Source organism: Pseudoalteromonas sp. PPB1 (assembly GCF_015356275.1).
Taxonomy (GTDB): Bacteria; Pseudomonadota; Gammaproteobacteria; order Enterobacterales; family Alteromonadaceae; genus Pseudoalteromonas; species Pseudoalteromonas rubra_D.
The window spans coordinates 64,700-77,747 of sequence record NZ_JACEQV010000012.1 but is presented as its reverse complement, the minus strand read 5'-3'; the positions used below and the strand labels follow the sequence as shown (position 1 = coordinate 77,747).

Sequence of the window (13,048 nt, the reverse complement as noted above, 5' to 3'; positions counted from 1 at the left end):
TATGCAAGGCACACGTGAAAAAGGCTTGATAGCCTGGTTTGCCCGCAATCCGGTTGCGGCAAACCTGCTGATGATTTTTATCCTGGTGGGCGGCTTGCTCAGTGCTTTTACCATACGCAAGCAGATGTTTCCCCAGTTTGAAAACAACTGGTTGAGTGTTCAGGCAGTGTACCCGGGCGCTGCACCACAAGAAGTTGAAGAAGGGATCACCATTAAAGTTGAAGAGTCGATGGAAGGGCTTGAAGGGATTAAACGCCTGATCACCTACTCTAACCGAGGCTTCTCGCAAACCTGGATCGAAGTAGAAGAAAAGTACGACCCGCAAGACGTTCTGGACGAAGTAAAAATGCAGGTCGACTCTATTTCAACCTTTCCGGCTGGCATGGAGCGTCCAATAGTCCGTCGCGATAAATTTGAGCAAGAAGTGATGTTTTTGTCACTTAATGGCGAAATGAACTTCCACCAGCTGAAACAACTGGGAAATGAAATACATGACGAGATGCTCGCCTTGCCCGGCGTCAACCTTGTTGGTTTCAATGGTGGCCTGAATTATGAGATCAGCATTGAGATTAGCCCAGATAGACTCCGCGAATATGGCCTGACATTCCGAGATATTTCGGAAGCCGTTAAAAACTTCTCAGCTAATATGTCGGCAGGTCAGATCCGCTCAGACAACGGTTATATATCAATGCGGGTCGAAAATCAGGCCTATCGCGGCCATGAGTTTGAACAACTGCCGCTGTTAACTCTTGCTGATGGCGCACAAATAAAGCTAGGTGATGTTGCGACTGTCACAGATGGCTTTGAAGAAGGCCTGTTGTACTCTCGTTACAACGGCAGAAACTCACTGGTATTTGAGGTAAGAGCGTCAAAAGATCAGGATATCACCAAAGTTGCGCAGGTTATGAAAGCTTACCTGGCTGATAAAGCAACACAATTGCCTCAGGGGGTCGAGCTTGAGCCCTTTATCGATCTCACTTATTACCTTGAAGGCCGCCTCAACATGATGGTAGAAAACATGTTGTGGGGCGGTATCCTGGTCATGCTCATGCTAGCGCTGTTTTTGCGCGTTCGCCTGGCTTTTTGGGTTATGATGGGGTTACCTGTGTCGTTTTTAGGGGCGTTCTTATTCATGCCGATGGGCATGCTGGATGTCACGATTAACCTCGCCTCTTTATTTGCTTTCATTCTGGTACTGGGCATCGTGGTCGATGACGCGATTGTTGTTGGCGAATCAGCCCATGCTGAAATTGAAAAACATGGTCACAGTCTCGACAACGTAGTGCGAGGTGTAAAACGTGTCGCCATTCCCGCAACCTTTGGGGTATTAACCACAGTCGCCGCATTTTTACCACAGACCTTTGCAACAGGTCCTGCCGCCGCATTCTCCAAAGCCATTGGTGGTGTGATTATTTTGTGCCTGCTGTTTTCACTGGTTGAGTCTAAACTTATCCTGCCCGCGCATTTGGCAGCGATGAAAGACCGCCCGGATAACCCTAAAAACCCGCTACACCGCGCCAGAGCTATCATTGATGGGGCACTTAAAAATTTCATTGAAAATCTCTACCGCCCATTTATCGAACGCTGTATTCATTATCGATATACTGTGATCGTCGCTTTCCTGTCTATCATCATTGTCAGCGGCGGTATGTTCGCAGGCGGTCTAGTTAAGTTTGTTGCAAACCCAAAAATTCCCCATGACTTCCCTCGTATCACCATAGATATGAACCTGTCATCTTCCGAGTCTGCGACTTTGGCCACGGCCAAGAAAGTGGAGCAGGTTATTCTGGATGTTGAGAAGCAGATTGAAGCGCAGTATGGTGCGAACATGATAAAAGACCTGTCTGTGAATCTGCGCGGCCGAACCACCGCTTCAATCATGGCCATTTTGGTAGAACCCCACAAGCGCCCTATAGATACCTTTGCCCTGAGTGCACTTTGGCGAGAAAACATGCCCCCACTGCCAGGTGTGAAATCATTGAATATCCAGGACAGCATTATGAATGGTGGCCGGGATGATGGTGATATCAGCTTCCGCCTGGAAGGCAAAGACAAAAAAGCACTGCAAGAAGTCGCTGGCAAGCTCAAGGAGAAGCTCCGTACTATTGCTGGTGTGGGCGATGTCAATGATTCCATGCAATCAAGCACAGAAGAAGTGCAGCTCGAACTTAAACCGCTTGCCTACAGCATGGGCCTCACTTTGGCTGACGTGGCATCTCAGGTCAACTTCAGCTACTACGGCCTGGAAGCACAAAGGATCCTGCGCCGTGGTGAAGAGATCAAAGTCATGATCCGTTATCCACAAGAGCAGCGTAATACCATCAGCGACATTCAGTCAGTCCGGATAATTACGCCTAGCGGAGCAGAAGTCCCATTGGGAGAAATTGCCGATATTAACCTGGTCGAGGGGGTCAATCGTATCCGTCGCGAAAATGCGAAAAGGACTATCAATGTCTGGGCATCTGTTGACACAGATCAGGCTGAGCCATTCAAAATCGCTGAAGAGATCAGAGATGAGTACTTACCTTCACTGTTACAAAACTACCCAGGTGTAAGCAGCAGTGTTGCTGGTCGCATTCAGGAAGAAATGGACAGTGTAGCTGAGCAAATTCGCGACTTTGCTTTGTCTTTGATGATCATATTTGCGCTGCTGGCAATTCCACTTCGCTCCTATTCTCAGCCTATCCTGATTATGTCTGTCATCCCATTTGGTGTCGTAGGTGCAGTTTTTGGCCACATGGTACTCGGTATGACTATGAGCAGCTTGTCTTTCTTTGGCATCATCGCGGTCGCAGGCGTGGTCGTTAATGACTCACTGGTCATGGTCGACTTTGTCAACAAAGCGCGAGAGCAAGGCATGACCATCAAGGAAGCGGTTGTTGAAGCAGGTTGCAAGCGCTTCAGAGCCATTTTGTTGACTTCTCTGACTACTTTTATTGGCCTGGTCCCCATTCTTCTGGAAACCAGTCTGCAGGCACAAATCGTGATACCTATGGCAGTCTCTTTGGCATTTGGTGTGTTATTCGCGACGGTAATCACACTGATCCTCATTCCTTGTCAATACGTGGCACTGGAAGATCTCAAACGCATTATCAAACGCTTTAGAAAGCCACAAGCAAGCGAAGAAACATTGCAGCAAAGCTAACAATTTGCAGTCTTAGTTCTACCCAACCAACTAAGCCCGGTCCCGTACCGGGCTTTTATTTTCACCTCTGTTCACCACGACTCGTTTAATTTTGTTGATGAATTAAAATACACAATCTAACAAATAAGCGTTTCCAAAATGGTACTTTTTTGTTGTATTCTCCATGATGAAATGAAAACGCAATAAAAGGAATGAATAATGCGGAATTATCTGCTGCTCTCCACTTTTGGGATTCTAGCCGCCTGTGGCGGTTCTTCTAATAACGACAATAAATCACCATCAACTGACAACACACAACAAGTAGTCAACCAGGCGCCCAGCGTCAGCCTGGAAGGCAATACCTTAGTCAACGCAGGTGATATTTTATCTCTGACGACCACAGTGACGGACCCGGAAAATGATTCGGTAACCGGTGTGTGGACCAGCTCCCTTGCGGGTGTTCAGTTTATCGATTCAACCGACGGCACACATCAGGTGATTTTCCCGGACGTCGATGAGCAGACACAAGTCACCCTGACCTTCACCGTCACAGACAGTCACGACAACCAGGTGAGCAAAACCTGGCAGGTAACTGTGATGCCCAAGTCCACTGCCGGACACATTGATCTCGTCGATACCCTGACACTAGCAGGAGGGGGACATGCCTCGATTACTGCGACCTTTGCTGTGACATCCGATATTGAAAAGGTTGATTGGCGCACAGACGGTTTTGAACTCTCTAATAAGACAATCCTGCAAGGGCATAACACGCGCTCAGGAGAAAGTACCTTTAGCTTTGATTCACCTGAGGTCACGCAAACCCAAGAATTTGATATTATCTTCGAAATTACCACCAGTGACGAAGTCATCACTAAAACCATCAAGGTCACGCTGGCACCGGAATCTGAGCCATCACTGACTGTCAGCCTGCCCGAACAGGTTACTGTGAATGAAAAAAACTCGCTGACAATACATGCTACAACTACCAATACCGATGACATCATCAGCTATGACTGGCAATGGCAAGGCACGACTCAGCCTTCTCAACAAACCCAAGATAAAGCTGCTTATACCTTCAGTGCTCCTGAAGTGAGTGCAGACCAAACCTTTACACTCCAACTCACTGTAACTATGAAGGGCGACATCAAAAAAACGGCAGAGACAACTGTTGTTGTGCAAAACGTCACCGACTTACAGGGCCTTAAGCTTACATTGGACCGCTCGGTCGCAGTGCCTGGACAAACAATCACAGCGTATTCCAATTTAACTGATTTCGATGATGTTGAAAATGTTACATGGAATATTCCTGACTTTAGTGATGAACTACTAAATAAATCAAACGATAAACTCGTGATTACCATCCCTGATGAAGATATCTTGCAAACTTCACGGCAAATTGAGTACACAGTTAAGCTCAAAAATGGTACTGAGCAATCAACCTTTGCTAATTTCACCTACGCCAATAGCACAGCAGCTAAAACCTTGATGATAGTCAAAGATCCCGGCGAATTTTCTATCTATCCGGACAGCAGTAGAATTTTAGAATTGGAATTTAATGGCGACGTTGATATCGAAGAAGTCATCGTTTCCAGTAGTGATTACGATCCCTATGACACCCTCGAAGCGATTAATGAGCGTAAGTATTTAACGCTAATCCTGAACAAAAAAACGATTACCCGTAAAGGCCTGACTGTCATAAAAGTCACAGCTAAAGCAGGTGATATTGTGCGTGAAAGTACGATTATTGGTACGGCTCATAACGCCATCGTCATCCCCTATGCTGGCGTAGAAGAGACCTATATTATGGGCAGCGAGGCGCACGTTTTTGGGCAAGTTTTTCACCTGAATGATATGCAAGATTTACCAAGTCACTGGCAGGCAGAAAGCACGGATGATAATGTAACCATTAAGCAAGTGTCGGATACCAGTGCTTCTGTAAAGTACAATGATGAGACAGAACGCACCCTGACGCTTGAATTTCACGCCACTGATGAGCATGACCAGAGCGATCATAGCGATGTCAAACTAAGATATGAAAGCAATTACACTGTTCGAGGTGATGACTATGTTTGTAAAGTAACGGATGGTCAATTTGAATATTGCCGTGAAACCTTAGGTCAGACACTCTCTCTGGATGCCCCTGTCGAACTCAAACAAGTGATAACTAAAGGCGACTATGCCTGCTTGCTTGGCAATTATGGGACAATCATTTGTAATGCCAAGGGCGATAACCCGGTGAAAAACGTGCCTGCACAATTGCTTGCGACAAAACTTAACGCTGTCGATGCAAGTAATGTATGTGCCCAGCTAAGCGATGCCAGCTGGCAGTGCTGGGGTAGTCGGGGCACAGAACTGACTGATCTGCTTGCGGCAAATGCGACCGTACATAAAGTACTGGCAAACGGCTCTCTCACCTGTCTGGTAAGCAACAAAGACATCAAATGTTATAACGGTGACACGCAAACTAAACTAATCAAAGACGTATTACCACAAGATCTATTGCTGTATATAGGAGAAATTTGCTACCGAACAGGTCGCGGAACTCTAAAATGCGATATTGAGTAATCTAGATTTCAAACAGTTGCGGCGAAATGCTGCAACTGTTTGTCACTTCCCATTGATTTATAGTCGTTCCTCGTCATTCTCCCCGTATTTTACCGACCTGTACTTTACAAAAGCCCGATTAGAAGACAAACTAAAGTCATATTCACCCGAATTACTACTAAGATGAAATTACTACTTACTTTTTCAACTGTAATCCTATTGATGCTATCCGGTTGTGGTGATGATGACGCTGCGCGTGGGGACAAAAACACCCCTGGATATGCAGCAACGGTGTTTTTTGACGCACTGTATAATAAGAAAGACATGGAGTTGGCGTTAAGTCGCTCAACGCCACGCATGGGCAGGATCATGCGTTCTTATGGCACGCCATCTCAATTCGCCAGGAATCTGGTAAACATGCAGTACGATCAGGTGACCATTGAAGTGGATATGACAAATCAAAGCTTACGGGAACAATACGGCAACGAAGCCCGCATCAACTTAATTTTTACCGGTATGTTGCACGGAGAGCAGGTAGACGATATGCGCAGCGTCCAGCTTATAAGGCGCAAAGGCGAGTGGTATGTTGACAAAATTAACGCCGACCCATTTGCTCGCTAAGCTTATACTTGCATCCCCCCTCTAATTTTCTTTGGTCGTCATTTATTTTGTGTGAGTCAAATAACCGACTCACACAAACAACGAAGCAACAATAAGTGATAGCTATCACATAGCGAATGACATTAAGCGCTTTCATCCACACTCAGGGCCTTCCGACTGGCTTGGAACCATTCCACGAGCAACTCTCTCTCCTCTTCGTCAAGGATACATTCCGCGACAGCCATCGCCAGCTGCTCATCAGTATTTAATACCAGCAACTTTGCCTGATGGGCCTTTTGCCAACGTTCAAACTTATGCAACCCTTGCTCGCATTTGGGAAATAGCTGAAATGCCTTTTCCAGTGCAGCCAACCCTGCATGTCCTGAGGTATCACATAGATTACTTACCCGTGCGAGGGTCAGCTTATTACGATAAAGGCTATCACACAGTGCCGTAATCAAACGGTCCGACGGACCATCCACAGCGCTTCCGAAAGGCATAAACCAGCGTTTTGCTATGGTCTTTAACCCGGTAGGCGCGAAATTATCGATGAACCCGGTAAAAGCCTGCTCAAACGCACTGAGATGGAATTGCATAGCATAATGCACCAGAGGTAAATCACTGCACTGACGACCGTCATCCTCAAACTTTTTCAATACACATGACGCCAAGTAGAGCTGGCTCAACATATCTCCAAGCCTGGCTGAGCGCATTTCCTGCAGCTTTAGTTTGCCTCCCAAAACCAGCATTGCCAGGTCACTCAGGACAGCTAAAATCTGGCTATACCAGGTCAGCGTTTTGTAGTAGCGTGCTACCTCTCCGGCAACGGGCGCAGATGAAAACACACCACAAGTCAGGCCATTAAACGACGCTTTGAGAAAGGTTTTACCGCTATGGGCCAAATGCTGCATTAATACCTTGTCGAATTGCTGCAATGCCATATCCGCATCCTGCTCTTGTGCAGCCGCCATTTCTTTGAGCACGAAGGGATGGCAGCGGGTTGCGCCCTGACCAAAAATCATTAAATTTCGCGTCAGGATATTCGCGCCCTCTACAGTAATGCTGATGGGCATCCCCTGATAATGCAGCGCAAGATAGTTCAGTGGCCCGCGCTGAATTGCTTTACCACCATGTAAATCCATTGCATCGTTGATAGCAACTCTGGCCATTTCGGTCAGGTGGTATTTGGCAATCGCCGTGATCACCGCAGGACTTTTATTCAGGTCTATGGCCATCGCAGTATTTTGTCGGGTGGCCTCTATGCTGTAGCTCAGCCCCGCGATCCGAGCCAATGCCACCTGGACCCCTTCAAATCGCCACAATGACTGCTTAAACTGTCGCCTGACACGACAATAAGCAGTCGACGCCTTAGCACTCAACTGTGCGGTTCCTGCACTTAAAGCCGGTAATGAGATACCCCGCCCGGCGCTCAGACAAGAAACCAGCATTCGCCAGCCCTTACCTATCCCGTCCATCTCCCCGATAACCCAGTGCATAGGGATAAATACCCCCTGCCCTTGTGTTGTGCCATTCATAAACGCCAACCCCATAGGATCATGTCTTGCTCCAACCTTAACACCCGGATGGTCGGTCGGGATGAGTGCACAGGTAATGCCTAATTCAGTTGCTTCTGATAAAAGCTGATCGGGATCATATACTTTAAACGCCAACCCCAGCACGGAAGCCACAGGTGCCAAAGTGATATAACGCTTATGCCAGGTGACTTTCAGGCCCAAAGTCATTTCCCCATCAAACTCTTGCTTACACACCACCGCAAAATCGGTAATGCCACCGGCGTCTGAGCCAGCTTCAAGGGAGGTCAATGCAAAGCACGGCAGTGCTGAACCATCTGCCAATTTAGGTAGCCAGGTTTGTTGTTGCTCGGGAGTACCAAAATGCAGTAATAGTTCAGCCGGACCCAGACTGTTTGGCACCATCACGGTCACTGCCGCAGACAAACTGCGCGTGGCAATTTGCGCTACAATAGCCGAGTTGGCCTGTGCGCTAAAAGCTTTGCCACCGAATTTTTCTGGAATAATGAAGGCGAAAAACCCCTTTTCTTTCAGAAATTGCCAAACTTCCGGTGGCAAATCGCCCTGAGCACAGATCTGACTTTCATCCAGCATCGCCATCAGCTCAGCCAATTCATGTTCAATAAAGTCTCGCTCATGGTCACTCAGTCCAGGCTTACCCGTTTTCAGCCACTGCGACCAGTTGGGTTTTCCACTGAACAAACTTGCATCCCACCAGGTATCACCAGCCTCCATCGCTTCACGCTCAGTTTGTGATAGCTGGGGTAATGCTCGCTTGAAATATGCTAAAGCAGGGTTCGAAACAACTTTTAACCTAACTTCTTTAACATAGAAAATAAAACACACAGCAATGAAGACGAGTATCAGTAACCACATAGTTTCGGCACCTCCCGGTTGATGGCGCTTTAAGTATGGAACAAATGCCACTTATCACAATATTTTTACTCTGCTCATACAACGCGAATTGTCGCAATCAGCCGACACTGGTATTATCACGTCTCTAATAACGATAATTGGAACAATGATGGCACTACAATTCAAACTCAGCCTGGGCGCCCTCGTGGTTGCCGGGGCACTCTCTCTGAGTGGATGTAACTCAACAAGCACGTCAACCTTGACCGAAAAAGATGCAGAAGCATTTTTAACCAAAGCAGAACAAGAGCTACAGGACCTGAGCTACCGCAGTGCACGTTCAGCCTGGATCTATGCCAATTTCATAACGGAAGACACGGCATCATTGGCCGCTGACGTAAGCCAGGAGTACACAGAAAAACTGGTCGCATTAGCCAACGAAGCAGCCAAGTTTGATGAGCTTGAACTGAGCTACGACAATCGCCGTAAACTCGACAAACTGAAGCTTAACCTGACATTGCCAGCACCAAAAGACGCAGCAAAAACGGCTGAATTAGCTAAGCTATCGGCTGAGCTGGACGGTATGTACGGCAAAGGAAAATACTGTAAAGACGGCAACTGCATGAGTTTGGGTGAAATGACATCCAAAATGGCCAATAGCCGAAACTACGATGAATTGTTAGACGTATGGCAAGGCTGGCGCCAGGTTTCTCCTCAGATGCGTCCTTTGTATAAAGATTTGGTCTCTTTAGCAAATGAAGGTGCTCAGGAGCTCGGATATCGTGACACAGGCGCAATGTGGCGCAGCAAATACGATATGCCGGCTGATGACTTCGCCAAAGAGCTTGATCGCATCTGGGGTCAAGTAAAACCGCTTTATGACTCTTTGCATTGTCATGTCCGTGCTAAGCTAGGCGAGAAATATGGTGAAGATAAAGTTCCACAAGATCAGCCAATCCCAGCGCACCTGCTAGGTAACATGTGGGCTCAGCAATGGGGCAACATCTATGACCTGGTAGCACCAGAAAATGCCGATCCGGGTTATAACGTCACTGAACTGCTTGAGCAGCATAACTACGATGAAATCAAAATGGTGAAAGGTGCAGAGAAGTTCTTTACTTCAATGGGCTTTGAACCGCTGCCAGAGACTTTCTGGACTCGTTCGTTATTCACCAAACCACAGGATCGTGACGTACAATGCCATGCATCAGCCTGGAACTTGGATAACAAAGACGATCTGCGTATTAAGATGTGTATCCAACGCACTGGCGAAGAATTCTCTGTTATTCACCACGAGTTAGGCCACAACTTCTATCAACGAGCTTATAACACACTGCCGTTGTATTATCAGGAAAGTGCCAACGATGGTTTCCATGAAGCTATCGGTGACACGATAGCCCTGTCAGTAACGCCAGGCTATCTAAAAGAAATCGGTTTGTTAGAGCAAGTACCTGATGAATCAAAAGACATTGGTCTGCTGATGAAAATGGCGCTGGATAAAATAGCCTTCATTCCATTTGGCCTGTTGGTTGACCAATGGCGCTGGAAAGTCTACTCCGGAGAAATCAGCCCGCAAGAATACAACCAAGCTTGGTGGGACCTGCGTGAAAAGTATCAAGGTCTTAAAGCGCCGATCACTCGCAGCGAAAACGATTTTGATCCAGGTGCAAAATACCACGTACCGGGCAATGTACCTTACACGCGTTACTTCCTGGCGCATATCCTTCAGTTTGAATTCCACAAAGCTTTGTGTGAGATTGCCGGTAGTAAAGAAGCCATTCACCGCTGCTCTGTCTACAACTCGAAGGAAGCGGGTGAGCGCTTAAATGCCATGCTTGAAATGGGCAGCAGCCGCCCATGGCAAGAAGCACTGGAAAGCGTCACTGGCAGCCAACAAATGGACGCAACAGCTATTCTGGACTACTTTGCACCACTGCAGACCTATCTGGACGAGCAAAATAAAAACCGCCAATGCGGTTGGTAACCCTCTCCATGTAAAAAAAGGAGTCTTCGGACTCCTTTTTTTGTTCGCCACACTCTGAAACAATTCTCACCTTTCCCATCTATTTGCTTTTGCGTTAAGGTATCCGCAAAAGGAGTGCACTATGCCACTAAAAAGAATCATTTTATTGAGTCAGTTTGAACTGACCCGCTTGTTTGCGACCAAACGCGGCTGGCTGGCACTGGCCGCCTTTACTATGGTGTGGCTGATGATCTTACGCTACCCCATTTATCATGCCGTTTCAGTACTCAACAGCGCAGAGTTCTCAGATATCGCTGTACAAATAGCCGGTTCAGTGGGACTTTATTCATTAGCACGCTGGCCGGAGGCTGAACTGTCGGTCTACTGGATCATTGCCTTGTTTAGCTTTCCAGTCTTTACCTTGTTTGTCAGTGCCGATCAGACTGTTGAGGACGCTAAACGGGGCACGCTCAGATTCCTGACATTACGTGCCAGCCGAGGAGAGATCTTGCTTGGTCGATTTGCAGGCCAGGCCCTCATTTTACTAACCCTGATCACGGCCTCAGCTCTTGCAGCATGGATACTCATGCTAACCCGGGACACCACATTGGCCATGGTCGGCCTCGGCAAAGTCACCTCAATTATCATGTTACTCGTATTAACAACACTTCCCTTCATCGCACTGATGAGTTTACTTAATCTGCTCGCAAGCTCGGCCAGGCTGAGTATCATTTATGCCAGCTTGCTCTTTACTGTCGGGAATATGTTAATTGGTTACCTAACCTCTTTGTTCGAACCGGTTCACTGGCTGTATTATTTGCTACCCGGTGTGCATATCAGTGACATTGCTCCCTGGCACGGTATCGGTTTACACGCCATTGCACTTCCCCTGCTACAAACTGCGGTATTGCTGAGTGCTGCTTTTTGGCTAATGAAAAGGAAAGATCTATGAGTACCTCAACGTCATTCGTCATTGAAGTCAATGATGTCACCAAGCGATTTGCCAGCAAGTGCGCACTGGATAAGGTCAGCTTTACGTTAGGTCACGGTCATACGGTTGCGCTGGTAGGCCCTAATGGAGCAGGAAAAACAACGCTATTCAGTATCTTGTGTGGCTTCTTACAAGCTGACGCAGGCAGCGTCAAAGTACTTGGACATACACCAGGCGACAACGCCCTGTTTGGTGTGCTCAGTGCCTTGCCGCAAGATGCGCAGCTGGATCCTCGCTTTTCGGTTGGCAAACAACTGACCTTTTATGGCCAGTTACAGGGATTAAGTCACCGTGACGCAACGCAGGAAACGGCACGTGTTTTGGAGCTAGTCGATCTCGGTAACCAGCTCAATGCCAAGGCCTCTGAGCTGTCGCATGGTATGAGAAAGCGGATCTGCATTGCACAAGCTTTGATTGGACAACCCAAAATCGTCCTGCTGGATGAAGCTACGGCAGGATTGGATCCCATCAATGCAAAAGCCATCCGTTCATTGATTGCCAGTCTAAGTAAAGACATCACCTTTATGCTCAGTTCACATGATCTGAGTGAGCTGGAGCGCTTATGTGACACTGTGCTGTACCTTGAACAAGGTAAACTGACCAGTCACCAAAGATATACCCAAAACAATTCAGGCACCGCCTTTTTGACCTTACAACTGCAACGGTTAACGGATCAGATGAGAGATCAAATAGCACAGCTTGACGGGGTTAAGCACGTCAGACAGTCTCAGCCCGATGAGTTTGTTATCGAGTATGATACCTGCCATAAGGCGTTGGATATCGCATTACTGGGGCTCTGCCATCACCAGGGGTGGACTTATAAGCAGCTAATTAATGGCAATACCCTGGAAAATGAGCTGTTCACAACAACTTAGTCTACACTAACAACATGAAATTTTGGTTGAGTTGTGTATGAATAGAACACTCAGGCTGATCCGACACGCCAAATCCAGTTGGCAGGATCCTATGCTGCACGACTTTGACCGGCCGCTCAAACCCAAAGGCGTGCGACGAACTCAGGCGCTGGCAAAACGATTAGGTTTGCTGCCCGATACGCATATATTTACCAGCCCGGCTCGCCGGGCACGGGATACTGCGCATATCTTGCACGCTCAATGTCAGGTGACTCAGGCTATTGAGGAAATACAAGCACTCTATACCTTTGATGCCGTCGACTTAATGGACTGCCTGCGCCTGCTGCCAGACGAGTGCAATGATGTGACAATAATTGGCCACAACCCTGCCTTAACGATACTGGTAAATCATCTGAGTACACACCAATTTGATAACATAGTGACAGCGGGTTATGTCGAACTGAATATAAGAGCTGAGCAGTGGCACGCTCTAGCGCCAGGCATAGCCACGTTGCAACATTATATATTCAGGCCTGAGAAATCAGGCCAAAATAAGTAGGCAATGTGCAAACCACACTGCCCTAAGTG

The 13,048-nt window shown here is 47.4% G+C and carries 8 protein-coding genes; 7 read left to right on the top strand and 1 reads right to left on the bottom strand.

The annotated features are described in order from the left end of the window. Position 1 precedes the first annotated feature (1 nt). The 3 genes from IY568_RS13615 to IY568_RS13605 all read left to right on the top strand — a co-directional run bounded on the left by IY568_RS13615 (position 2) and on the right by IY568_RS13605 (position 6,289). Complete coding sequence (locus tag IY568_RS13615) at positions 2-3,145, top strand: efflux RND transporter permease subunit (RefSeq protein ID WP_138538858.1); 3,144 nt, start codon at positions 2-4, stop codon at positions 3,143-3,145. Between the two features lie 198 nt (positions 3,146-3,343). Continuing rightward, complete coding sequence (locus IY568_RS13610) at positions 3,344-5,689, top strand: PKD domain-containing protein (protein ID WP_194867867.1); 2,346 nt, start codon at positions 3,344-3,346, stop codon at positions 5,687-5,689. A gap of 162 nt (positions 5,690-5,851) precedes the next feature. Further along, entirely contained in the window at positions 5,852-6,289 is a 438-nt protein-coding gene (locus IY568_RS13605) for a hypothetical protein (protein WP_049863006.1), read from the top strand. A 122-nt stretch (positions 6,290-6,411) separates the two neighbouring features. On the opposite strand, the gene IY568_RS13600 is transcribed toward IY568_RS13605, so the two are convergent. Continuing rightward, on the bottom strand, positions 6,412-8,676 hold the full coding sequence (locus IY568_RS13600) for an acyl-CoA dehydrogenase (protein WP_194867866.1): 2,265 nt from the start codon (positions 8,674-8,676) through the stop codon (positions 6,412-6,414). A 148-nt stretch (positions 8,677-8,824) separates the two neighbouring features. Here IY568_RS13600 and IY568_RS13595 point away from each other — a divergent pair, with 148 nt between their 5' ends. The 4 genes from IY568_RS13595 to IY568_RS13580 all read left to right on the top strand — a co-directional run bounded on the left by IY568_RS13595 (position 8,825) and on the right by IY568_RS13580 (position 13,019). Further along, positions 8,825-10,636, top strand: a complete 1,812-nt coding sequence (locus IY568_RS13595) for a M2 family metallopeptidase (protein ID WP_125561466.1) — start codon at positions 8,825-8,827, stop codon at positions 10,634-10,636. A gap of 121 nt (positions 10,637-10,757) precedes the next feature. Then, positions 10,758-11,567 carry an ABC transporter permease subunit gene (locus tag IY568_RS13590; protein ID WP_125561467.1) on the top strand — a complete coding sequence of 270 codons (810 nt, stop codon included), beginning with the start codon at positions 10,758-10,760 and terminating at the stop codon, positions 11,565-11,567. After that, positions 11,564-12,481, top strand: coding sequence for an ABC transporter ATP-binding protein (locus tag IY568_RS13585; RefSeq protein ID WP_194867865.1), 918 nt, complete (start codon positions 11,564-11,566; stop codon positions 12,479-12,481). The genes IY568_RS13590 and IY568_RS13585 overlap by 4 nt, the downstream gene beginning before the upstream one ends. A 37-nt stretch (positions 12,482-12,518) precedes the next feature. Next, the gene (locus IY568_RS13580) at positions 12,519-13,019 is read left to right on the top strand and encodes a SixA phosphatase family protein (protein ID WP_194867864.1); all 501 of its coding nucleotides are present in this window, start codon (positions 12,519-12,521) and stop codon (positions 13,017-13,019) included. Positions 13,020-13,048: the final 29 nt, after the last annotated feature.